21 protein-coding genes are annotated in these 25,649 nt (G+C 34.1%); 15 read left to right on the plus strand and 6 right to left on the minus strand.

The genetic code is table 11. The annotated features are described in order from the left end of the window. Window positions 1–759: 759 nt before the first annotated feature. From IEV50_RS19005 to IEV50_RS19060, 12 genes are all read left to right on the plus strand, one after another. Window positions 760–1,695: an outer membrane protein assembly factor BamD gene (locus IEV50_RS19005; protein WP_188417421.1), complete on the plus strand. Its 936-nt coding sequence runs from the start codon at window positions 760–762 to the stop codon at window positions 1,693–1,695. Between the two features lie 3 nt (window positions 1,696–1,698). After that, window positions 1,699–2,025 (plus strand): DNA-directed RNA polymerase subunit omega, encoded by a 327-nt coding sequence (locus tag IEV50_RS19010; RefSeq protein WP_056094546.1) that lies wholly within the window; start codon window positions 1,699–1,701, stop codon window positions 2,023–2,025. Window positions 2,026–2,095: 70 nt separating this feature from the next. After that, window positions 2,096–3,292 (plus strand): bifunctional phosphopantothenoylcysteine decarboxylase/phosphopantothenate--cysteine ligase CoaBC, encoded by a 1,197-nt coding sequence (gene coaBC, locus IEV50_RS19015; protein WP_188417425.1) that lies wholly within the window; start codon window positions 2,096–2,098, stop codon window positions 3,290–3,292. Beyond that, window positions 3,289–4,182: a type IX secretion system protein PorD gene (gene porD / locus IEV50_RS19020; RefSeq protein WP_188417427.1), complete on the plus strand. Its 894-nt coding sequence runs from the start codon at window positions 3,289–3,291 to the stop codon at window positions 4,180–4,182. Before coaBC ends, porD begins: the two co-directional genes overlap by 4 nt. Before the next feature lie 35 nt (window positions 4,183–4,217). Next, entirely contained in the window at window positions 4,218–5,321 is a 1,104-nt protein-coding gene (locus IEV50_RS19025; RefSeq protein WP_188417429.1) for a TlpA disulfide reductase family protein, read from the plus strand. A 150-nt stretch (window positions 5,322–5,471) separates the two neighbouring features. Further along, on the plus strand, window positions 5,472–5,852 hold the full coding sequence (locus IEV50_RS19030) for a BlaI/MecI/CopY family transcriptional regulator (RefSeq protein WP_123206501.1): 381 nt from the start codon (window positions 5,472–5,474) through the stop codon (window positions 5,850–5,852). Between the two features lies 1 nt (window position 5,853). Next, window positions 5,854–7,797, plus strand: coding sequence for a M56 family metallopeptidase (locus tag IEV50_RS19035; RefSeq protein ID WP_188417436.1), 1,944 nt, complete (start codon window positions 5,854–5,856; stop codon window positions 7,795–7,797). A 99-nt stretch (window positions 7,798–7,896) separates the two neighbouring features. Continuing rightward, window positions 7,897–9,549, plus strand: a complete 1,653-nt coding sequence (gene recN, locus IEV50_RS19040; protein WP_188417438.1) for a DNA repair protein RecN — start codon at window positions 7,897–7,899, stop codon at window positions 9,547–9,549. 41 nt (window positions 9,550–9,590) lie between these two features. Beyond that, window positions 9,591–10,832, plus strand: a complete 1,242-nt coding sequence (locus tag IEV50_RS19045; RefSeq protein ID WP_188417440.1) for a carboxypeptidase-like regulatory domain-containing protein — start codon at window positions 9,591–9,593, stop codon at window positions 10,830–10,832. An 82-nt stretch (window positions 10,833–10,914) separates the two neighbouring features. Further along, window positions 10,915–12,153 (plus strand): carboxypeptidase-like regulatory domain-containing protein, encoded by a 1,239-nt coding sequence (locus IEV50_RS19050; protein ID WP_188417442.1) that lies wholly within the window; start codon window positions 10,915–10,917, stop codon window positions 12,151–12,153. Between the two features lie 62 nt (window positions 12,154–12,215). Continuing rightward, window positions 12,216–13,283, plus strand: a complete 1,068-nt coding sequence (locus IEV50_RS19055) for a PA0069 family radical SAM protein (protein WP_188417444.1) — start codon at window positions 12,216–12,218, stop codon at window positions 13,281–13,283. Between the two features lie 32 nt (window positions 13,284–13,315). Next, window positions 13,316–14,197, plus strand: coding sequence for an ATP-grasp domain-containing protein (locus tag IEV50_RS19060; protein WP_229746810.1), 882 nt, complete (start codon window positions 13,316–13,318; stop codon window positions 14,195–14,197). Between the two features lie 48 nt (window positions 14,198–14,245). Here the strand turns inward: IEV50_RS19060 and IEV50_RS19065 are convergent, their stop codons facing one another. Next, the gene (locus IEV50_RS19065; RefSeq protein ID WP_188417446.1) at window positions 14,246–14,764 is read right to left on the minus strand and encodes a CAP domain-containing protein; all 519 of its coding nucleotides are present in this window, start codon (window positions 14,762–14,764) and stop codon (window positions 14,246–14,248) included. A gap of 131 nt (window positions 14,765–14,895) precedes the next feature. After that, window positions 14,896–17,445: an ATP-dependent Clp protease ATP-binding subunit gene (locus IEV50_RS19070; RefSeq protein WP_188417448.1), complete on the minus strand. Its 2,550-nt coding sequence runs from the start codon at window positions 17,443–17,445 to the stop codon at window positions 14,896–14,898. A 685-nt stretch (window positions 17,446–18,130) separates the two neighbouring features. Between IEV50_RS19070 and IEV50_RS19075 the strand changes: the two genes are divergently transcribed. Next, window positions 18,131–18,442 carry a hypothetical protein gene (locus IEV50_RS19075; RefSeq protein ID WP_188417450.1) on the plus strand — a complete coding sequence of 104 codons (312 nt, stop codon included), beginning with the start codon at window positions 18,131–18,133 and terminating at the stop codon, window positions 18,440–18,442. Between the two features lie 53 nt (window positions 18,443–18,495). Further along, window positions 18,496–20,019, plus strand: a complete 1,524-nt coding sequence (locus tag IEV50_RS19080; protein ID WP_188417452.1) for a DUF4394 domain-containing protein — start codon at window positions 18,496–18,498, stop codon at window positions 20,017–20,019. 105 nt (window positions 20,020–20,124) lie between these two features. Here the strand turns inward: IEV50_RS19080 and IEV50_RS19085 are convergent, their stop codons facing one another. Together IEV50_RS19085 and IEV50_RS19090 are read right to left on the minus strand one after the other, a co-directional pair. Next, on the minus strand, window positions 20,125–20,991 hold the full coding sequence (locus IEV50_RS19085; RefSeq protein ID WP_188417455.1) for an EamA family transporter: 867 nt from the start codon (window positions 20,989–20,991) through the stop codon (window positions 20,125–20,127). 61 nt (window positions 20,992–21,052) lie between these two features. Next, window positions 21,053–22,207, minus strand: a complete 1,155-nt coding sequence (locus IEV50_RS19090; RefSeq protein ID WP_188417457.1) for a DUF3095 domain-containing protein — start codon at window positions 22,205–22,207, stop codon at window positions 21,053–21,055. 468 nt (window positions 22,208–22,675) lie between these two features. Here IEV50_RS19090 and ettA point away from each other — a divergent pair, with 468 nt between their 5' ends. Beyond that, window positions 22,676–24,355, plus strand: coding sequence for an energy-dependent translational throttle protein EttA (ettA, locus tag IEV50_RS19095; RefSeq protein ID WP_188417459.1), 1,680 nt, complete (start codon window positions 22,676–22,678; stop codon window positions 24,353–24,355). Window positions 24,356–24,491: 136 nt separating this feature from the next. Here the strand turns inward: ettA and IEV50_RS19100 are convergent, their stop codons facing one another. After that, entirely contained in the window at window positions 24,492–25,202 is a 711-nt protein-coding gene (locus IEV50_RS19100) for a GDSL-type esterase/lipase family protein (protein ID WP_188417461.1), read from the minus strand. A 9-nt stretch (window positions 25,203–25,211) separates the two neighbouring features. Next, a complete protein-coding gene (locus IEV50_RS19105) occupies window positions 25,212–25,442 on the minus strand; it encodes a DUF1456 family protein (RefSeq protein ID WP_123205800.1) in 231 nt (76 codons plus the stop codon). Between the last annotated feature and the right edge of the window lie 207 nt (window positions 25,443–25,649).

Consider the following 25,649-nt stretch of genomic DNA (forward strand, 5'->3'; position numbering starts at 1 on the left):
ACAGGGTTGCAAAGGTAACAAACTTTCTCCCTCCCACAAGAACTATTTCCAAATAATTCTAAACCTTTTCTTTTCACCCTTCAAACATTTTCCCTTCCTCCGAAGCGGGTTGCAAAAGTAGAAAAATTCTTCCACCATACAAACCAATCCACATAAATATTTATCGTTTTTGCTTAACTGCTTTATTTACAATAAGAAAAAATTAATTGACGCTTAAAACTTTCTCTATGTTTTAATGTTTATGCCAGATTTGATTGCATAAGCTTGTCTGATGTGATTCCGAGTAAAAAACCTAAATTCATAAAATAAGAATTATGCAATCTAATAGAAACCCCAATCGTAAAGATGTTAACCCGCAGATGCACACAGATTAACACAGATGAAAATTAATGTAGACTGTAACGAATTTACATGAAGAAAAGTGTTCTATTTTGAAAGCCATGACTGGAAACCCGAGTGTATTGCACAGTTCTAAGTAATCTAAACCCGACCTAAATGGAAAACCCGCAAGGTAAGGAACGAACCGAGGATTTGGAATGAGGGCGGGACTAACATTAAAAAATGCACAGAAACCTGATTTTCTGAAAATTTAATATTACTTAGTGGTATCTCCTACCAAAAGATAGAAATGAATGATGAACATACATATTATATATATGTTAAAAATTGTTAACTGATATTTACTACTGAATTGCTTTGCATAGCTTAGCAGCCAATTGTTTTTATTGATGTTATAATATTATTAATTATCTTTGCAGAATGTTTAAAGTTAAACACCTAATTATTTTAGTATTTGTTGCCGCTATTGGTATCGCTGGTTGTAAAAGTCGTTTCGAAAAGCTTAGGGCAAGTAACGACGTTGCAAAGAAATATCAGGAGGCCATCAGATTATATAATAAACGTGATTTTAGTAAGGCTCTGGTGCTTTTTGAGGATTTATCGCAAAAATATCGTGGCCGAGAGCAAGCTGAAGGATTGAACTTCTATTATGCCAATACATTATACAAATTACAGGATTATACAACAGCAAGGTATCAATTTAAAAGCTTTGCAGATACATATCCTGCAAGTAAGGATGCAGAAGAGGCAAGATACATGGCTGCATATTGCTATTATTTAGAATCGCCAACTTTTTCTTTAGATCAGGAGAATACTTATAAAGCTATAGATGCTCTACAATTATTTATAAACTTATATCCTACCAGTGAACGTGCAACAGCAGCTGCAAAATACATTGCAACCTTAAGGGGTAAATTAGAAGATAAGGCTTTTGAAAATGCCAAAATGTATTTAACTACGGGGCCAAGTAATGTAGAAAATTACAGAGCTGCAGTTATAGCGCTTAAAAATGCCCAAAGAGATTATCCTGACATCAGATATGCCGAAGAGATGGACTTTCTAATGATAAAATCTCAATATATGTATGCTAAAAACAGTGTTCCTGTTCGCCAGGAAGATAGATATAATGAGGCTATTGAATTGTATAACGAGTTTACAGCAAACTACCCGAAAAGCAAATTTGCGAATGATGCCAAACAGCTTAAAACTGATATTGAAGTGGGTTTAGTAATGAATAAGCAAGATATGGCTTTATTTGCTGCAGAACAAGCAAAATATTTAGAAATGCTTAAAAAAACAGGCAAAATTAAGGATACTACCAAAGTTAATAACACCACAGATATTAAAAACAAGTAACACATGAATACTAACAAACCTGCTGTACCGAATACTACGGTTACCAGAAATGTACATGATTTAGATAAAACAACTGACAACCTATACGAATCGTTAGTTGTTATTGCTAAAAGAGCAAATCAGATTTCTAATAATATGAAAGAAGAATTGCATGGTAAATTAGCAGAATTCGCATCGAGCAATGATAACCTTGAAGAGATTTTTGAAAACCGGGAGCAAATTGAAATAAGTAAACACTATGAGCGTATGCCGAAACCTGTTTTGGTTGCGATTGATGAATTTTTGAATGAAAAAATCTATCACAGAAATCCTGCTAAAGAACAAAAATAATTAGTGTATAGTATTGGCGCATAGCGTTGTTAAGATGTGCTTTTTGCCTTTGCTTAACAGGTTATAAACTATGCTTAAAAATAAAAATATAATCCTTGGCGTTTGCGGCAGCATTGCAGCATATAAATCGGCATTTTTGGTTCGGCTTTTAGTTAAAGCTGGTGCAAACGTTAAGGTTATTCTTACCCCAGATGGTGCTAATTTCATTACACCACTTACCCTTGCCACGCTTTCTAAAAATCCAGTTTACACCCAATATTTCGAAAAGGAAACAGGTGTTTGGAGCAATCATGTCGAATTAGGCCTTTGGGCTGATTTAATCATCATCGCACCAATAAGCGCTAATACTCTGGCTAAATTAGCGAATGGAATTTGCGACAACCTTCTAACAGCAGTATATCTTTCTGCTAAATGCTCGGTTTATGTTGCTCCTGCAATGGATTTAGACATGTGGAAGCATGAAACCACACAGCAAAACATCGATAAAATTACAAGCTTTGGAAACATTGTTATTGCACCCGAAAGTGGTGAGTTAGCAAGTGGCTTATTCGGTGAAGGCCGAATGGCAGAACCTGAAGAAATTGTTTCTTTTTTAGATAACTCAATTAAAAAATCGATGCCTTTTTATGGTAAAACAGTAATGGTATCTGCAGGACCGACTTATGAAGCAATCGATCCTGTTCGTTTTATCGGTAATCACTCATCAGGGAAAATGGGATTTGCTATTGCTGATGAATTTGCGAAGCTTGGTGCAGATGTTACTTTAATTGCCGGACCCAGTACTCAAAAAGCAAATCAAAATTTAAAACGAATTGATATTATTAGTGCTCAGGATATGTTAAATGCCTGCAGTTCGATTTTTGATAATACAGATATAACCGTTATGTGCGCTGCTGTTGCAGATTATAAACCTAAAGTAGTTTCTGTTCAAAAAATTAAAAAACAGGAGAATAATTTGACTTTAGAATTGGAGAAAACAACAGATATTTTAGCCTCATTAGGAAAAAATAAAAAGCCACACCAGATTTTAGTCGGCTTTGCTTTAGAAACTAATGATGAAGAAAACTATGCGAAAGGCAAATTAGAAAAAAAAAACCTTGATCTTGTTATTCTGAACTCCTTAAACGATAAAGGTGCAGGTTTTAAATCGGATACGAATAAAATTACTATTTTTAACAAAGCGCTGGAAAAAACCGTATTCGACATGAAATCGAAAACTGAAGTTGCTAAAGATATTTGTGAAGCTATTTTAAAAATAATAAAATGATAAAAAAAATTTTTTGTTTCCTTTTATTAATTGGCATTATAAAAGTAAAGGCACAGGAACTAAATGCAAGAGTACAATTATTGGCACCACAGGTATCAAACATTAGCAAGCCCACATTAGATGTACTTCAAAAAACAATACGAGATTTCTTAAACAATAATAAGTTTACTAACGAAACATACAAACCACAAGAGCGTATTAATTGCAACTTTGTTATCACGATAAACTCTTGGGATGGTGGTTCGGGTTATACAGCAGAGGCCCAAATTCAAAGCAGTCGCCCAGTATTTAACAGTACATATAATAGCACTTTGTTAAATATAAGTGATAAGAATTTCGATTTTGCTTTTAATGATGGTTCAGTTATAGACTTTTCTGACCAAAATTATATCTCAAACATAAGTGCACTCCTCACCTATTATGCATACACCATTATTGCTTTAGATAAGGATAGTTTCAGTAAGATGGGTGGAACGCCGTATTTTAAGAAAGCACAAAACATTATCAATCTTGCCCAAGCATCTGGAAACTCTGGATGGAGAGCTGCCGATGGACTCCGAAATCGCTTCTGGTTTAATGAAAATGCCTTAAACCCCATTTTTGCGGAACTAAGGAGTTTCATTTATAGCTATCATTTCAGTGGTTTAGATCAGTTAACAGATAATGATAAAGGATTAATGCCAATTGTTAATGCACTTTCTGCATTGCAACAAATGGATAAACAAAAATTGGGCTCCATATTTCCTAATGTTTACTTTGCTTCCAAAGCCGAAGAAATTAGTAATGTTCTCTCAAAATTAAATACACAAGAAAGACTGAAAGCATATAATATGTTATCTGAAATCGACCCCGCTAATATTGGGAAATATGAAGGTTTGAAATCTAATTAGACTACAGTTATAACTTAATGAGTTGAACAAAGGCGATGAGAAGATTTGTGTTCATTACTATTGCAATGCTTCCGATAAGTTTATTTGCACAATCATCTTTCACAATCTTGGGCTTTGGAAAGGCTTATAAAGACGGCGATAAGATTTTTTTAAGCTACAGAAAAAGTGGTCAAATTGTTGATGATTCTACTATAGTATACAAAGGTAAATTCGAATTTAAAGGGAACATTAATTCAAAGGTAAGAGGCTATTTATGTCGAAATGATAATCCTAAATATGCAGCAGAGCTATTTGATTCATTTAGCATTTACATTGAAGCCGGACAGATTAAGCTATATTCTACTGATACTTTGAGTAATTCAATTATCTCCGGAACACCATCAAATAATGATTATGCAAAACTTCTTTTAGCATTAGATCCGCTGAACAAACAAATAAAAAGATTAGATGATGCTAAGAATAAATTGAAAGATTCTGCATTACTAAATTTGACCAACACAAAATTAGAGACTGCCAATTATGATAAATTTCCTATTCAATTCAAATTTATAGATACCCACCCAAATTCCTACGTAAGTTTATTGACATTAGCGCAAATGGCACGTTTTAGTAAATATTTACCACAGGTAGAAAATAGTTTTAATAGGTTAAGTACTAAACTTAAGGTAATGCCTGAAGGTCAAGAAATAATCAGAAAGATTAAAGAAGGTAAAAAAATTACTATTGGGACTATGGCAAAAGATTTCACTCAAAATGGAGCAGATGGTATGCCCGTTAAACTTTCAGATTATAGAAATAAATATGTTCTTGTTGATTTCTGGGCTTCTTGGTGTGGCCCTTGTAGAGCAGAGAATCCCAATATTCTAACAGTTTACAAGAAATACAATTTAAAAAATTTTACTGTTTTAAGTGTGTCAATTGATACAGATAAAATGAAATGGCTCAATGCAATTAAAGAAGATAAACTTCCATGGATGCAAGTATCCGATCTTAAAACTAAAAATGAGGCTGCACTACTCTATGGAATAACCACTATTCCTGCTAACGTGCTTATTGATCCTAGGGGAAAAATAATTGCTAAAGATATTAAGGGAAGAGAATTACGAGATAAGATAGCAGAATTGCTCGAATCTAAATAGCTTGACAAAGAAATTAATCTCATAAAATACTACATAATATAGCTTTAAAGGCTCTTTTATACACATTTCAAAATCTTTTTATTAAATTATTTTGTTATTACGAATAACTTCGTACATTTACATACGAAATAATTCGTAGAACTGTAACATATGAGCAATACCAACATCAAACCAACCGAAGGTGAAATGGAAATTTTACAAGTGCTGTGGCAGAAAGGCTTATGTACGGTTAGGGAAGTTCATGAAGCTTTAGATAAAAAAGACTCTGGTTATACCACCACTTTAAAACTTATGCAAATTATGCATGAAAAAGGTTTAGTAGAGCGAGACACAAATCAAAAAACACATATATACAAAGCCATTGTTAACCAAGATAAAACTGAAAAACAGCTCGTTAACAAAATGATTGATAATGTTTTTAATGGTTCGGCAGCGAGATTAGTGATGCAAGCTTTGGGCAACCACAGCGCAAGTGCAGACGAGATAGATGAAATAAAAAAGTATTTAGAAAAATTAGAAAAAAACAGCTAATATGGAAACTTTAGTTCAACAATTTATCAAAGCATTTGGTTGGAGCATCATAAACTCCTTGTGGCAAAGTGCACTTATTTATGGTGTATTGTTCATCATATTATTTAGCTTACCAAAACTACAAGCTAAGTATAAACACAATCTGGCTTTCGGCTCCATAGTTTTAATGTTCGGTTGTTTCGGATACAATTTTATCAGCCAAATGATTAAAAGCATTCCGGTAAAAAATGCAGCTGAAAGTATTCCAAACTTAGATGCTTATGTATATTTAAATAATTTACCTCAAAGCTTCAGCAGTAAGGCAGAGCAATACTTTCCTTTGGTTATTACATTTTATTTGATAGGAATCGCGCTTCAGTTGTTTGTTATCATAAAAGGATACAGCAAATTAAATAGATTCAAAAATCAAGGCTTGAGTAACATTCCCGAAGGATGGAAATTAATTTTTGCAACGGTTACAGCGAATTTAAAAATCAATAAAAAAGTTGCCTTTCATTTATCAGAAATTGTAAATGTGCCATTAGTAATTGGCTATATAAAACCTGTAGTATTATTCCCTATCGCATTGGTTAACCAATTAGACAACGACCAGGTTGAAGCTATCTTAATTCACGAACTTTCTCATATCCGCAGGAATGATTTTTTGCTAAACCTAATTAAAACCGCTATTGAAACATTTCTTTTTTACAATCCATTTGTGTGGATGGCCGGGAAATTTATACATATAGAACGAGAACATGCTTGTGATGATTTGGTATTAAAAGCTACAGGAAAACCCCTTAATTATGCTCATGCTTTATTAAAATTAGAATTGTTAAAAGACAAAACTAGTCCGGCGTATGCATTAGCAGCAACCGGCAAAACTCAAAATTTATATCAACGCATTAAACGCATAACCAATATGAAAACAAATTATTTAAATGCCAAACAGCAAATGGCAGCATTAACTTTAGGTGTTGCCTGCTTGTTTTCTATCGCATGGATTAATCCAGCTGAGAAGAAAACTAATGAAATCAAAATCATTAGTAACCATTTATCAAAGTTGAATTTAACGGAAGCTAGTCGTCCGCTAATGTATTTGGACACCACTAAAAAACGTAAAATAAAAATTGTTACGATTGATGCAAATGGCAAAAAAACTGAATATAATTCTGTAAAAGATATGCCAGATAGTCTGAGGAAAGATTTTTACCAGGATGAGCTCTTTGATGGAAACAATGCCTATCTATTTAAATCAGATTCTACATTTATGTCTCGTGATTCCTTATTTAAAGCCAAAATTTACAAAAACTTTAATTCTCCGGCAGCGCAATTAAAATGGAAAAAATATGGTGAAGATGTAGCAAAAGCATATTCATCTCCTGAAGCACAAGCAAAATGGAAAAAATACGGTGAAGAAGTGGCTAAAGCTTATTCATCTCCAGAAGCGCAAGCAAAATGGAAAAAATTTGGCGAGGAAGTAGCGAAAGCTTATTCATCTCCTGAGGCCCAGGCAAAATGGAAAAAATTTGGCGAAGATGTGGCTAAAGAATATGGTTCGCCAGAAGCACAAGCAAAATGGAAGAAAATTGGAGAAGACATGGCTAAAGAATACTCATCTCCTGAAGCCATTGCGCAACTTACAAAAGTTAACGAAATTTTATTGGCCTTACCTAATATCGAAAATCTAGATGGTGATGTCAATCTCAGGATTAATGCTTCAAAAAATCTAGCAGGATTAAAATCGGTTTATTCTCGTGCGAGGGCTGACTCAGTTTTTCAAGCTAGAAAGGAATTGAATTCGGTTAGAATGTTCGATATTGAAAGGTCAAATAATGTAAGACAGACTGAAGAATATAAAAAACTGAGACAAAAGTTTGATAAAGAGGTAAGAGAACTACAGGAAAAAATGGAGAGAAAGCAAAAAGCTGAAAAGAAAGAAAAACCTGAAAAAATAGAAAACTAAAAACCAACCAAATATATTTTAAAACGGCGGAGAATAATCTTCGCCGTTTTTGTTTTGTAACCAATGTTAAAATAAGTTTTTAGTATTTTTGCTTTAGTTATGCTACAAAAAATTTCCATTCGTAATTACGCATTAATCGATAGTTTAGATATCGAATTTGATAAAGGCTTAAATATAATCACTGGAGAAACCGGTGCAGGTAAATCTATTATATTAGGTGCACTTTCTCTAATTTTAGGTCAAAGAGCCGAAAGTAAATATTTCTTCAATCAAGATAAAAAATGCGTTATTGAAGGAACCTTTTTATTAGCTGATGAAAATTTGAAAGTGCAGTTTGAAGAGGCCGACCTGGATTTTTTTAATGAAACAACTTTGCGAAGAGAAATTTCAATAGATGGTAAATCACGGTCTTTTATTAATGATACACCTGTAAATTTATCGCTGTTAAAGCAAATTGGAGAAAAGCTAATCGATATTCATTCGCAGCATGCAACTCAAGAAATTATTGATGTTGATTTTCAATTACTAATTGTAGATTCTCTTGCCAATCACTTTACATTGTTGAGTGATTATAGAAACGGTTTTAAAAAACTAAAATCAAATACATCGCAACTTAAAAAATTAATTAATGATGCTGCCGATGCCAGAAGTAAACAAGATTATGAGCAATTTTTATTTAATGAATTAGAGCAAGCTAATTTAAAAGAACATGAGCAAGAAGAGCTGGAGCAAGAGCTAGAAAAACTTACGCATGCAGAAACTATTAAAAGAGCATTATTAACTGCCACGGGATTGTTAACCGAAAGTGAGCCATCAGCTATTGAACTTTTGAAAGAAGCACAAATTCAGTTACAATCAATAGAGAAATTCGATCCTGAAATCAACATTCTTTTTGAGCGGTTGCGTTCATCCATAATAGAAATTAAAGATATTGCTGATGAAACAGCGACTATCGAAGGAAACACATTACATAGCTCAGAGAAATTAGATAGTATAAATCAACGATTAGATTCGCTTTATTCGCTGCAACAAAAGCATCGTGTTGCTAACACTTCAGAATTGATAGCATTAAAAAATCAATTAGAAATAAATCTCAATCAGTTGCTTTCATCGGATGAAAATATTGAGCAATTAAAGAAAGCAAACGAGCAGTTGAAAATCGAATTGACAAAGCAGGCAAATAAATTAAGTGCGAATAGAAAAATAGCGATAAAATTAGTTGAAGAACAAACCACCAAGACATTGCATCAGGTTGGTATGCCGAATGCAAAGCTGGTATTATCCCAAACTATATTACAAGACCTTAATAAAGATGGTTTGGATGAAATCAATCTACTTTTTACAGCAAACGCCGGTCAGGCGCCAGCGCCAGTAAATAAGGTTGCCTCTGGTGGAGAACTATCCAGATTGATGTTATCCATTAAAGCTTTATTGGCTAAACATACATCACTTCCAACCATCATTTTTGATGAGATAGATACAGGAATTTCGGGCGAAACTGCGTTAAAAGTTGGCGAAGTGATTGCCGATTTAGGTGAAAATATGCAGGTTATTTCCATCACTCACTTGCCACAAATTGCAGCTAAAGGTAAATCTCACTACTTTGTTTATAAAAATGAAGATGGTGGCAAAACGACTACAGGTATTCGAAAATTAAAGAAAGAAGAAAGAATAGATGTAATCGCAGAAATGTTGAGTGGCAAAAACCCTGGAGCATCTGCGATAGAAAATGCAAAAGAATTACTTCGATAGTATCAATTCTTTAAACTAAAAAATTAGTTTATATTTGTTAAATGAAACAAATATTATCATTTTGCTTCTTTTTGTTTGCTTATACATTTTCATTTGCCCAGCAAAGTTTTGTACTTTCAGGGGTTGTAAAAGATAAGCTTGGTGAAACTTTACCCGGCGCAGGTGTATATGTTAGTGGTTATAAAATTGCCACAGTTGCAGATAATGATGGCAAATACTCCCTAAACTTGAAACCCGGCAATTACGATGTACTAATTCAGTTAATCGGGTTTAAGGCATTAAATCAAAATATTATCATTAGTGATAAAGCTTTAACTGCGAATTTTGTATTGGAGCAAGATGCTTTTCAGCTAAATGAGGTAACCATAAAGCCAGATCCAAATAGGGAAGGCTACATTAAAATGTTTACTGATTTTTTTGTGGGCACAACCCCTAATGCAGCACAATGTAAAATTATAAACCCGAATGTACTTATAATTGATTATAACAATGAGGATTCGAAATTAACTGTAAAAACCAATCAGTTTCTAATTATCGAAAATAAAGCACTGGGTTACCGCATAAAATATCAATTAAATAATTTCGAGTTTGATAACAAAACCCGGATTATTTTTTATGAAGGCTACCCCTACTACGAAGATTTAAAAGGAAATAAAGGGCAGCTAAAACGTTGGGCAGCTAAAAGAGAAATTGCTTACAGGGGCTCGGCTCAGCATTTTTTTAATAGTCTTTATTTCGGTAAATTAAAAGAAGAAGGCTTTATAATAAATAAATTAATAAAACAAGTTGATAAAACCCGTCCACCAGATAGTTTGATAAATGACAAAATAAAACAATTTCGAAGCATAGGACAAAGCTCTTTGGGGAAATTAACAATATCCATTAGTGGAAGCGACTCTTTAAATTATTGGTTAAAACAAAAGAATAGACTTAAAGAAATTTCAATATTAAACCGGCAAGAGGTTTTAACCGATACATTGGTGAAAAAATATAATCAGAGTATAAAAAGTGTAAATTTTACGGATGCGCTTTACGTAATTTATACCAAGGAGCGGGAAGCACCAAGTTATGCTAATCAAATCGGCTTGTCTGTTTCGCGTCCTTTTGATATGCCTGATTATCAAATCTCAATCCTAAATTTATTAGTTGCTCCGGTTTACTTCTATGAAAATGGCGGAACATATAATCCTCGTTCTATGCTTTACCAAGGTTACTGGAGCTGGGAAAAAATGGCTGATAGCGTTCCGCTCGATTATCTGCCAACAATGGCTAAACCATACTAAAATCATAATATAAAATGTTAAAAATGTTAAAATCATTTCTAAATTTTAATATTTATTATTCGATTTGGTTACATTCGCTCTAATGATTAAAAGCACTTTTTTTTCTCTGCTATTTCTTTTCTTGGGAGTTGGTGCTCTTTGCCAAAATACTTTTTCGATAAGCGGAAAAGTTAGAGATGATAAAGGTGGATTGCCTGGTGCTGGCATTTACTTAAGCGGTTATAAAATTGCAACAGTTGCAGATAATAACGGAAATTTTAGCCTGCCTAATCTCAAGCCCGGCAGTTATGACGTACTTGTTCAAATGGTTGGTTATATGCCATTCTCAAAAGGTGTAATTATTTCTGATAAATCCGTTCAAGTAGATTTATTTTTAAAAGAAAACACTGTTCAACTTAATGAAGTTACCATCAAAGCCGACCCAAATAGGGCAAAATATATTAAACAGTTTACCGAATATTTTATAGGCATAACACCTAACTCAAAGCAATGTAAAATATTAAATCCGCAGGTATTAAATGTAGATTTTGATGTTACAAAAAGCTTGCTTACGGTTAAAACAACTGAATTTTTAATTGTAGAAAATAAAGCTTTAGGTTACAAATTAAAATACATGTTGGATTACTTTGAGTACAATAGTCGCACTCGGATAATTTACTTTTCTGGCCATCCTTTCTTTGAAGAATTAAAAGCATCGGCAACAAAAAAGAAAAAATATATTGAAGCAAGAGAAATTGCCTATTACGGTTCCTCGCAACATTTTTTTAGGTCGCTTTACGAAGGTAGAACAAAAGAAGAAGGATTTTTAATCAATAAGATAATTAAAACCCCTAATCCGAACCGATACCCGGAAAATGTAATCAACGAAAACTTAACCAAAATAAGAACATTGCCTGAAAAAACAGGGATAAGAAAAGTTGCAGGCAAAGTTGATGTAGGGTTATTAGATTTTTGGACCAAGCAAAAGGAAATGCCACGCTTTATTGATAAGTTTAGCAGAGCTGATGTAATTCCAGATACGCTTGTACATGATTACAATGAAAATTTAAAATGGATAAACTACACAGATGCACTTTGTGTGCAATACACGAAGGAAAAAGAATCTTTAGCATATTCTAATACTGGCTTTTGGATTTTCCGCCCTTTAGATGTTCCAGAATACGAAATTTCTGTTGTAAACCACACCACTCAAAACCCGGTTCGATTTTATGCCAATGGTGGCATTTACGATTCCCGCTCAATGCTTTATGAAGGATACTGGGCTTATGAAAAAATTGGAGATATGGTTCCAATGGATTATATCCCTTTATCGCGTAAGTAAAATCTTTAAATAACTTCTTAACATCGGCCTAAAATTACTAAAAATATTAGTAATTTTAATTTATGATTAATGAGGAAGAAAATCAATATTTTAAAGGAAGAGGTGCACAATTTAATCCACATAATAAATTTTTTAGAAATAGTTATGTAAAAGAGCACGATGAAGGTATTGATGATTGTGAAGAAAGCGATCATAAAACAACTTTTCTATTCGAAAACTCCAAAAGTATAGTTAACAAAGTTGATAGTCCGGATGTTGGTATGGCTTATTCGTTAAATCCATATCAAGGCTGTGAACACGGTTGTACGTATTGCTACGCCAGAAATGCACATCAATATTGGGGTTATAGCGCAGGTTTAGATTTTGAACGAAAAATTATTGTAAAAAAGGATGCCCCTGCCCTTTTTAAAAAGTTTCTGGAGAAAAAAAATTGGGACGCTTCTACAATCTCGCTTTCTGGAAATACAGATTGTTATCAGCCTGCTGAAAAAAAATTTAAACTAACAAGACAACTTTTGGAGATTGCGTTGGAGTATAAACAACCTATCGGGATGATTACGAAAAATTCATTAATCCTGAGAGATACAGATATTCTGCAAGAAATGGCAAAGCTGAATCTGATTATGGTTTATTCTTCGATTAATAGTTTAAATAATAAACTTCGGCTAGCGATGGAGCCTAGAACAGCAACGGCCAATCAAAGATTAAAAGTTGTAGAAGAATTGAGTAAAGCAGGCATACCAATGGGTGTTATGGTTGCTCCATTAGTACCTGGTTTAAGCGACCATGAAATTCCCGCGATTTTAAAAGCGGTTGCAAACGCCGGTGCCATTAAAGCCGGCTATACAATTGTAAGGCTTAATGGTGCAATAGGGCAAATTTTTGAAGATTGGCTGCGGAAAAACTTTCCCGATAGGTTTGATAAAGTTTGGCACATGATACAAAGTTGCCATGGTGGAAATGTTAACGATAGCAGATTTGGCGATAGAATGCGTGGCGATGGGAAAATTTCAGAAATGATAAAGAATAACTTTAAACTCCATTGTCGACTAAACGGACTTAACCAAAATGAAATTATTTTAAACCACAGTCTTTTTAAAATTCCTAGCGAGCAGATGACTTTATTTTAACCTCTTTACAAATAAATATTAAATTTGCGGCTATGTTAAATATGAATATCGCTTACGTTACCTATCAGGATAAAGGTGCTTATGATTCAACTACTGTTGAAAGTGAAGATGATCAATTACTAGATTTTTTGAAATCAAAAGGTTTAACTATAGAGAAGGTAATCTGGAATGATCCATCAGTAAATTGGGATAATTATCAATTGGCAATACTAAAATCTCCATGGGATTATTTTGATTTATATGATGATTTTAAAATTTGGTTAAATTTTCTTGAAGAAAGAAACATAAGACTGCTGAATCCAATTGACGTTGTTAGGTGGAACGCAGATAAACATTACCTACAAGAAATTGAATTAGCCGGACTAAAAATTACACCAAGTATTTTCGTTAGCAAAAATGAGGAAATTAATCTCAATGATTTTCTAAAAAAGTTTAATACAGATAAACTCATTGTAAAACCTTGTGTTAGCGGTGGAGCTAAAAATACGTTTAAGGTTAGCCGAGATAATATTGAAGAGATTAACGAAAAGCTGAGGTTACTTGTTAAAGATGAAGATTTTATTATTCAACCGTTCCTTTCCGAAATTTTAGAAAATGGCGAATGGTCGTTTATTTTCTTTAACAGCATATATAGCCACACTTTAGTTAAAAAAGCAAAACAAGGAGATTTCAGGGTGCAACCGGCTCACGGTGGTTCTGTACATATTCAAAATCCACATCAGGCTTTAATTGAAATTGCATCAGAATATGTAAAACTTTTTGCTAAAGATTGCCTTTACGCAAGGGTTGATGGCACATTTGTAAATGGTAAATTCCTGTTAATGGAACTAGAGCTAATTGAGCCATTTTTATTCTTAAACACCTCACCTCAAAATTACGAGAATTATTACAATGCTTTAAAAACACTAATTTAAATTAGAATAATAGTTTCACGTTTATAGCTAATGTAACTGTGAAACCATTTATTGCCGACCAAATTCCTGTGTCCAATATTTACCATCTTTTGCAACAGCCATTTCTTTAAAATTAGCATTCATAATATTTTTGCAGTGACCTTCGCTATTAATCCAGGCATCAAAAACAGCTTGCTCATTAGGTTGACCGGCAGCAATATTTTCACCATATGTTGTCCATTGGTAGCCAGCAGCAATAATTCTCATGCCTGCATTATTCCCATCTAATGATGTATGACTAAAATAATTATTGGCATTCATATCCTTACTGTGTGCTAAGGCCGCAGCAGCCAAAAGATTATTCCAGGTTAGTGGAGCAACGGCAGGCATATTTGAGGAACCACAACTACATCCGGCTTTACGTACATCATTCACTAATTTTAGAATTAAATCGTTATTTAAATTGGTATTAACCGCCAAGCCGGTATTTATAGGTTTTTCATTATTAGTTGTAACTGATAAATCATTCTTTTTACAAGAAATGACAGATATCGAAAGAAATAATAAAATCAAAAATGCAAATTTCATTTAATAGGGATGTGAAATGCAAAGAAAGAAAATTAAACTAAGCTTGGCAAAGAAATTAATAATGCGCTTTGTTAACTCTATTAACTAAAAGAGCAAAAAAAAACTCCCAATTTTCATCGGGAGTTTTTTTATTATTTATTTGAAGAATCTTCTTCTTTTGGTTCTTCTTTTTTCTTCTCGCCTTTTTTGTGAACGATTGAAATAACCTCTGTTGTTTTATCATAATCAATTTCTAAAACATCACCTTCAGCTAATTCACCCTTCAAAATTTCTTCGGCAATTGGGTCTTCAAGATATTTCTGAATGGCTCTTTTTAGCGGACGAGCACCGAAATTACTATCGAAACCTTTATCTGCAATATATTCTTTTGCGTTTTCGGTTAAAATAATTTCGTATCCTAAAGTATGAACTCTTCCAAATAAAGCTTTCAATTCAATATCAATGATTTTGAAAATTTCATCTTTACCTAAACTGTTAAATACAACAACATCATCAACACGATTTAAAAATTCTGGTGCAAAAGCACGTTTTAAAGCACTTTCTATTACACCACGACTGTGTGAATCTGCCTGATTTGTTTTTGCTGTAGTTGAGAAACCAACACCCTGACCAAAATCTTTAAGCTGACGGGCACCAATATTAGATGTCATGATGATGATTGTATTTCTAAAATCAACTTTACGACCTAAACTATCTGTCAACTGACCTTCATCTAAAACCTGTAGCAAGATATTAAAAACATCGGGATGCGCTTTTTCAATCTCATCCAATAAAATTACTGCATAAGGCTTTCTTCTAACTTTTTCTGTTAATTGTCCACCTTCTTCGTAACCTACATATCCCGGAGGCGCACCCACTAAACGTGAAACCGCAAATTTTTCCATGTATTCACTCATGTCAATTTGAATTAGCGAATCATCACTATCAAACATAAAACGAGCTAATTCTTTTGCCAATTCTGTTTTACCAACACCAGTCGGACCTAAGAAAATAAATGAACCGATTGGTTTTTTAGGATCTTTCAATCCGGCTCTTGTACGTTGGATGGCTTTTGTCAATTTTTTAATCGCCTCATCCTGACCGATAATTTTCTCAGCCACTTTATCGTACATATTTAATAACTTAACGCTATCTGTTTGGCCAACACGTTGAACCGGAATACCAGTCATCATTGCAACAACCTCAGCTACATTATCTTCCGATACTTCGTAGCGCTTAGTTTTTGTTTCGGCTTCCCACTCCGCTTTAGCTTTATCTAATTCTTCAATTAAATTCTTCTCTGTATCGCGAAGTTTAGCAGCTTCTTCATATTTTTGACTGCGAACAACCTTATTTTTTTCTACTTTAATATCTTCAATTTTAGCTTCAATATCGATAATGTTTTGAGGAACATGAATATTTGTTAAATGTACTCTAGATCCTGCTTCATCTAAGGCATCAATTGCTTTATCAGGCAAGAACCTATCCGAAATATAGCGTGACGTTAAAGTAACACAAGCCAAAATTGCTTCATCAGTATAAGTTACACCATGATGCTCTTCATACTTATCTTTAATTCTCGTTAAAATCTCAACAGTTTCATCAGGAGTAGCCGGCTCAACCATCACTTTTTGGAACCTACGATCTAAAGCACCGTCTTTCTCAATGTATTGGCGATACTCATCCAAAGTAGTTGCTCCGATACATTGAATTTCGCCCCTGGCTAATGCTGGTTTGAACATATTCGATGCATCTAATGAACCTGATGCGCCACCTGCTCCAACGATTGTATGAATTTCATCAATAAACAAAATTACATCAGTAGATTTTTCAAGCTCGTTCATCACCGCTTTCATACGCTCTTCAAACTGACCACGATATTTTGTTCCGGCAACTAACGAAGCTAAATCTAAAGTAACTACGCGTTTGCCAAACAATACTCGAGAAACTTTGCGCTGAACGATACGTAAAGCTAAACCTTCTGCAATAGCCGATTTACCAACACCTGGCTCACCGATTAAAATTGGGTTGTTCTTTTTTCTACGAGATAAAATTTGCGAAACACGCTCAATCTCTTTCTCACGACCAACGATTGGATCTAAACGACCTTCTTCAGCAGCTTTTGTTAAATCACGACCGAAATTATCTAAAACAGGCGTTTTAGATTTTATATCCGAAACCTTTTTAGGTGTACTAAAACTTTCTTCTTCACGATAATCATCATCGCCACCAGTGGAAGCACTGTTGGAAATATCATCTCTGAAACCATTTTTATTCACTTCTACCTCCTGTTTAAAAACATCATAAGTAACGCCATATTGTAATAAGATTTGCGAGGCAATGTTATCATCATCTCTCAACACCGATAGCAATAAATGCTCTGTACCAATTAAATCGCTTTTAAATATTTTAGCTTCTAAGTAAGTAATCTTTAAAACTTTTTCAGCCTGTTTAGTTAATGGAATATTTCCCAAGTTTACTGTAACACTCGAAGTACCGCGAACAGCATCTTCTATTGAGCGGCGTAACTTACCCGTATCAACTCCTAACGATCGTAAAATTTTTATAGCCATACCATCGCCTTCGCGGATGAGGCCCAATAATAAATGCTCGGTTCCGATGTAATCATGCCCTAAGCGTAGCGCTTCCTCCCTACTAAAAGAGATTACATCTTTAACCTGTGGTGAAAATTTTGCTTCCATAATACCTTTCTTAACAGCTCGCCTCTAAACTATAAAATAAATTATAAAAAAAGACCCTACTGTTTTCTTTATTTTATCAACAACTGCGCCATATAGGTGGATAAAAGGCTAATTACATATCCACCAACCCAAAAATTACTATAGGATTATCTTTTCGATAGATTAAATATATTCTTTATCTACTTACGTAATAACTGTTTTAAAGGTTTTAAAAAGACTTTTCTTGAGGGTTAGCCTTTCTAATTTCATTTTGTCGGTTTATTGTAAGGATTTTAACATTGCTATTAACTGACAACTTGTTGCTTTTTGATTAAGCAATTTACAAGTTTTGACAGATAAATAAAAGCTAGCTGACACCAATTAATAAATAAATTCTTAATTGTATAATAATAACTGATAAATATTCCTATTAAGTGTAACATGTAATATGCTTTAGTTTGTGAAAAGCAGTCGTTGTACAAATATTAAGTGGTAGTCCCGCTAAACATTACAAGCCAAACAGAAAAAGTTTGGGCTTTTCATTTATATCGGGTTTAGATTAATGTTTCGCTGCTAAAATTGAAGATTTCAATGCAGCAGTTACGTTTAAGTTGATTTGAAATTTCACGTAGTAATCATCGAACAAAATCTATTCACTATTACTTTTCGTAAATAATAGAAAATCTGATAAAATTTAATCTTGAACATGGCATCTTTTTTTCAAAGATTCTTTATTGTGTTAATTCTGCTAATCGCTTTTACGAGTAGAATTGTAGTTTATGCAATGCCTGTAAAAAATATATCAAAAGTGATTTTTAAAACAGAATCAGATGGAAAAGCTGAGCCGGTAGAAAAAGAAAATTCTATAGTAGAAAAAATAAAATTTGCAGATTTCCTTATGCCTGGGTTTTCTACATTTGAATTTAAAGGAAATTCAAATTCAAAAAGCTACCATAGTTCTGCAAATGCTAAACTTACGTATTGTCATCTCCAAATACCAGAGCAACCTCCGAAGTAAGCAATCTGCTTACACAATAAATAATATTCTTTAATTAAATCCTTACCATAATCATGATAAAAACTAAACATTTTATCGTAGCGGCATTATTTGCTGTTATGACACCCATTTTTTTCTCCGCTTGTAAAAAAGACAGGGGATACGAGCAAGAAACGTTAACACCTGGCCCAGATGTAAACTTTTATGCCTTAACATCCGACAGCAAATTGTTGCTAATTAATGCTAAGAATCCATCAAACATCACTTCAACAATTTCGATTACTGGCTTACAAACCGGCGAAACTATATTGGGTATAGATTTTCGCCCTTCAACCGGACAGTTATATGGTGTTGGAAGTACCAGTCGTTTATATGTAATCGACCAGAAAACTGGTATTGCAAGATCAATTTCTGCTACCCCATTTACACCAGCTTTAAGTGGCACATCAGTTGGATTTGATTTTAACCCGACCGTTGACAGAATTCGTTTGGTGACTAATCTAGGTCAAAATTTACGCCTTAATCCTGAAACTGGAACAGTAGCAGCTATTGATGGAACAATTAATGGTGTTACAAATGCGAAAGTTTCATCAGTTGCTTACACGCAAAATAGAGCAGGTGCAGCAACAACAGTACTTTTTGATATCGATGCCGCAAATGATAAACTAAGTAAACAAGATCCGCCAAATGACGGGAAATTAGTAGAAGTTGGCGCTTTAGGTTTCGATGTTGACGAGGTTGGTGGTTTTGATATCAATCCAGATGGCACTGCAGCATTGGCAGCATTAACAACAGGTGGTGTATCTGCACTTTATTCTATTGACGTGAATTCTGGCAAAGCATCAAAAATTGGTAATTTAGGTTCTCAAATTACAGGCCTAGCCATTCCTACTGAGCCGGTTGCTTACGCCGTTTCTAACAACAACGAATTGCTGATTTTTAATCCTTTATCAGCATCTCCAGCACCAATTGTTAAAGCGATTACGGGTACACAAACTGGAGAAAACATTTTAGGCATTGATATGCGACCATTAAACGGTCAACTTTTTGCCTTAGGAAGTACAAGTAGAATTTATGCTATAAATGCTTCATCGGGTGTTGCAACAGCCGTTGGTACAGCTCCATTAACAACTTTAATTACTGGAACATCTGTTGGTTTTGATTTTAACCCAACAGTAGATAGAATTAGAATTGTAACCAATACAGGGCAAAACTTTCGTATAAATCCTGCTGACGGAACGTTAACTGTTGATGGTGCGATATCATTAACAACTGCATCAATTTCAGGAGCTGCATATACAAATAACTTCGCTGGTGCCACAACTACTGTTCTTTTCGATATAGATTCTCAAGGTGATAGATTGTATAGACAAGACCCACCAAATAATGGAACATTAGTAGATGTTGGTGCGCTTGGCGTTAATGTAGAAACAAATAATGGTTTTGATATCGGCGGTACAAGCGGAATAGCCTATGGCATATTTACTGTATCCGGAACACAAAAAATCTATAGTATTAACTTAACAACTGGTGTAGCAACTGCTGGTGCAACTATAACTGCTCCTTTAAGAGGCTTTACCTTAGGTTTAGGCTTCTAAACTTTATAAATTTTAGTGTAGATAACTTTACATTTAAACAAACAAATTATGCCTTTTGTGGATAAACCGCAAAAGGCATAATCTTTTATGAAAATGGGCATCTTTTCACACAATAACCCGTTCTTGCCGTTTTCTTGTTATTGTGGCACCTGCACTCGCAATGATTACCAATACTACTGCAATCCATTCGTAAACAGAGAGGTATTCGTTTAAAAAAATTAATCCTGAAAGAGCACCCGCAGCAGGTTCTAAACTCATCAAAATACTGAAAGTTTTAGCCGGCATTTTTTTCAGTGCTTTCATTTCCAAAGTAAATGGAATGGCACTAGAAAGTAAAGCCAATGCTAACCCAGCCATAAAAATCTTTGGTGTAATATTCACCAAAATTCCATCTGCAAGAGCAAAAGGAATAATTACTGCCGATGCGAACATCATACCAATGGTAACTGCTTTACCTCCATCCATTATTTTAGAAATTCGACCTCCTAAAACAATATATGCAGCCCAGAAAATGCCGGCAATTAAAGCTAATATCACACCAACTAAATCTAATCCGTTGCTTTTCCATGGAGCTATAAAAGCAATTCCAATAGCTGCTAAAACAACCCATAAAAAATCTAAAGCTTTTTTAGAGCCCGATATTGCCAATACCAAAGGACCGATAAATTCTAAAGTTACGCCCAAACCTAAAGGAATTCTTTCTATCGCTTTATAGAAAATTAAATTCATTAAGCCCAATGTTATCCCATAAAGGGAAACCGTTTTCCATTGTTGAGGCGTTAAATTTTTTAAGTTTGGCCTGTTGAATAAGATTAAAATTATTGCCGATAATAAGATTCTTAACGAAGAAGTTGCTGCAGCACCTATAACCGGAAAAATTCCTTTTGCAATAGCTGCGCCACCCTGTACACTTACAATGGATAATATTACAGCAGGAACGGGCGGTATTGAGATGCCTTTGTTATTCTTCATTTGCCAATTTTTGCAAAACTAGTTTTTTTTCGGCCGATTTTTTTTACTTCACACTAAATTTTTATTTGTCTGATATTTTGGCTTTTAAAATTCTTGCGGCTTGAGTATAGCCTCCTTCAGAACCATCGACAAAATGGATATGCTCATTTACTAAATCGCGTACATAGCATGACATGGTAGAATTCGGGCTAACATATAACCCATAAACAATCGATCCTTGCGCCTCCAGCTTATCGAGGTATTTTATCAATTTCAATCTTTGTTGTTCATTTCCCGAAATTACCGTATTAATCTTCCCATCAAGCACCAATGTATCAGACATTTCCACCAATCTATTTAGGTAGTTTTTACCACTTTCAGTTCTAAAGTAAATGTATCCGTACAAATTTATTACCCAGGTTTTCATCAATTCGAAGATTTTAACTTCACCAATCCGTGTCCGCATTTCTCTACTCAACCTGTTAAAGGTGGTATTGAACCTAAGTTTATCTACTGAAATAGGTTGTCTCTTTTTTGGTTCACCATAAATTATATCTAGCTGATTAACTATCGCACTAAAAATTTTTGGTTGCTCTTCACTCTTATTTATCACAACCAATAAAGTTACTACTTCGTTGCTATTCTGAGGCGGATCAATTTTATCCCATCTGCATTGCATGCCATTTAAATCCAAAATCTCATCTTGCTGATGTATTGGTGCCAGTAAATAATCTTCGGCTTTAATTAATTTTTCTGCATAACTCAATCCATCACCTAAAATAACAGGAATGGAAAAAAACTCGGATACATGAAATTTACTAATACGGATTTGAAATGCAGCATCATAAATTTGTTTTACAGGAATGGTACCCACACGTAAATTTAAGTTGAAATTGGTAAGGGTATTTTCTTTAAAAATAGATAGCTTTTTTAATGCAGAATCCAAAATAGAAGATGGAACCAGAAAGGTTGCTCCATCTCCGCCAAAAAAGAAAGGTATAGTTATGCCAGAACTGTAAGCTAAATTTAAAACGGTAACGATACTTCCTGTGGCTATAAGATTTACATTTTCGTTAAACCCATCTAGAACTGCCTTTGTAGATCCTTTAATATCCGTAATGATTATATGCCAATCGTCGGGAACTTGCTTAAAAAGTTCCTTTTGAATAAATAGCTTACTTAATTTTATGCGTTGGGCTGGCAAATTGCTGTAAAAAACATCGGATGATTTAATCATTTATAAAAAAGATTTACTTTATAAAAGTAACATATTTGAGTTGACAGTTGTTTACAGTTGCAATGAATTTAGAAATAAGTTGTGATGAAATATTTTAACACCAAATTGAATACTTATATTTAATTATAAAAATTATCTGTTATGCTCGTATTTGCAGTTCCACTTTATTTTATTGCTTTTTTAGGGTGGTTAATTTATGCAGGTTTGATTAAGAAAAACCTAAAACAAAATATGCCTATGGTTTATTTTTGGTTCTGTATTTAGCGTAATCTGGCTGGTAATTCTATATATATCGATTTAGGTTGAACACTAACTATTCATTTGCAATAAAAAGTAAATACCAAATTTAAAATGCTATTTGCAAGTATGGCACCTAGGTGTACTTTGCATTGTTGTTTAATCGTTTTATTGAAATCCAGTTTCCTTTTTGTTTGAAATTAAGCATCTTTGCACAAATAAAATTTCATAATGGCAGACGAGAAAATCATTTTTTCAATGGCAGGTGTAAATAAGATTTACCCTCCACAAAAACAGGTTTTAAAAAACATATACCTTTCTTTCTTTTATGGTGCAAAAATCGGAGTTATCGGTTTAAATGGTTCGGGTAAATCATCGTTACTTAAAATTATTGCAGGTTTAGATAAAACTTATCAGGGAGAAGTTGTCTTTTCTCCTGGATATTCAGTTGGTTACTTAGCACAAGAACCTATTCTTGATCCGGATAAAACCGTACGCGAAATTGTTGAAGAAGGTGTTGCAGAAGTAACTGCAATTTTGAAGGAATACGAAGAAGTTAATGAAGCTTTCGGTTTAGAAGAAAACTATTCTGATGCCGATGCAATGGATAAATTGATGGCTCGCCAAGGCATTTTACAAGATAAAATTGATGCTTTGGGTGCATGGGAAATCGATTCTAAATTAGAAAGAGCAATGGACGCTTTACGTTGTCCAGACCCGGAAACTAAAATAGGTGTACTTTCTGGCGGTGAGCGTCGCCGGGTGGCGATGTGCCGATTATTGCTTCAACATCCTGATGTTTTATTATTGGATGAGCCTACCAACCACTTGGATGCAGAAAGTATCGATTGGTTAGAGCAATTTTTGCAAAACTACGAAGGAACAGTAATTGCCGTAACGCACGATAGGTACTTCTTAGACAATGTTGCCGGATGGATTTTAGAATTAGATCGCGGTGAAGGCATTCCATGGAAAGGAAATTACAGCAGTTGGTTAGAACAAAAAGCAAAACGCTTATCACAAGAAGAGAAAACAGAAAGCAAGCGTCAGAAAACTTTAGAGCGTGAATTAGAATGGGTTCGTATGGCTCCCAAAGCCCGTCATGCAAAATCTAAAGCTCGTTTGGCAAACTATGACAAACTAGCTTCCGAGGATGGAAAAGAAAGAGAAGATAAACTCGAACTTTTTATCCCGGCAGGCCCACGTTTAGGCAATGTTGTTATCGAAGCTACAAATGTTACCAAATCTTATGGAGATAAAGTCTTGTTCGACAACCTTAACTTCTCGCTTCCACCAGCAGGAATTGTTGGTATTATTGGACCAAATGGTGCAGGTAAAACCACATTATTTCGTTTAATTACCGGACAGGAAGAAGCTGATGCAGGAACTTTCCGTGTTGGAGAAACAGTAGAGTTAGGTTATGTAGATCAAATGCATAACGATTTAGCAGCTGATAAAACAGTTTACGAAAATATTACCGATGGCTTAGATAATATTCAGTTAGGGAACAAAGCCGTTAACGGCCGAGCTTACGTGTCTAAATTCAACTTTAATGGTGGCGATCAGCAGAAAAAAGTTGGCATTTTATCGGGTGGTGAACGAAATCGCGTTCACTTGGCAATTACTTTAAAGAAAGGCGCCAACGTGCTTTTACTGGATGAGCCAACCAACGATATTGATGTAAACACATTACGTGCTTTAGAAGAAGCTTTAGAAAACTTTGGTGGTTGTGCCGTAGTGATTAGTCACGACAGATGGTTTTTAGATAGAATTTGCACACATATTCTTGCTTTTGAAGGAAACTCTGAAGTGTATTTCTTCGAAGGAAATTACTCTGATTATGAGGAAAATCGTAAGAAACGTTTGGGTGATGTTACACCTAAGCGCATCCGATACAAGAAGTTAAGTTAATAGAAGAAGTTCTGAGCATACGTTGTCATCCTGAGTTTGTCGAAAGGCGATTAAATTGTATTACAAGGCATTTCGACAGGCTCAATGTGACATGCCCTAAAACAATAGGGTTATTGAATAGTGCTAAATCGAAATATTATCTTCCAATTGTTTTCTTAATTGCTTCATCAGTTACAACTTCCATAATTTTATAACCGGCTAAATTAGGGTGAACACCATCTGTTGTATATTCTGCTTTCTGACCATTCTTTTCATCTACGAGAGGCGTAAAGTAATCTAAAATGGTAAAGTTTTCCGATTCGGCATAAGCAACGATATCTTTATTAAGAGAAATTATTTGTTCGGCAGTACCTTTTAGAGATTTATTCCAAGGATATTCATAAATCGGCAAATACTTACAAAGGATAACTTTTATCTGATTCATTTTTGCCAATTCAGCCATAGATTTAATATTACTAAGGATTATTTCATTTGAAACATGACCTCTATTTCCAGCCAAATCATTACTTCCTGCTAAAATAATAACGGCCTTCGGTTTTAGGTTTATAACATCTTGACGGAAACGAATAAGTAATTGAGGTGAAATCTGGCCGCTTATTCCTCTATCAAAATACGCATGGTTATTGAAATATTCAGAGTCTTTCTGTTTCCAAAATTCGAAAATAGAACTTCCTAAAAATACTACACGCTTTTCTCCTTTTTTAGGAGGACCAATGGAATCATTTTCTTTTTGATATTTACTTAACATTGCCCAATCATCAGAAAAATCTTCTTTTACTGTTACCGTTGGCCTATATAAGCAAGATGTAAATATTATAAACAGAAAAAGGGATAATGTTATTTTCATTTTCAAGACTTATTTTTTTTCTTCTCTTGGTCCTCTTTTATAAATCACTAAACCATTTAAAAAATTGCGTAGAATTTGGTCGCCGCATGGTTTGAAATTTTCGTGATCATCATTTCTAAATATATCCCCTAACTCTGCTTTGGTAACCTTAAAGCCAACCAAATCGCAGATGGTTATTATATCTTCTGTTTTTAATGAAAGTGCTACTCTTAGCTTTTTTAATATATCGTTGTTACTCATGTTTTTAATTATTGAAATTTGAATGAGAGAATTTTGAATGATTGAATGTTTATTTAATATTGCTAACTTGTTTGCCCTATTACCAATGAACCAATGAACCAATGAACCAATGAACCAATGAACCAATGAACCAATGAACCAATGAACCAATGAACCAATGAACCAATGAACCAATGAACCAATGAACCAATGAACCAATGAACCAAT

This window comes from Pedobacter mendelii (assembly GCF_014635725.1).
GTDB lineage: Bacteria > Bacteroidota > Bacteroidia > Sphingobacteriales > Sphingobacteriaceae > Pedobacter > Pedobacter mendelii.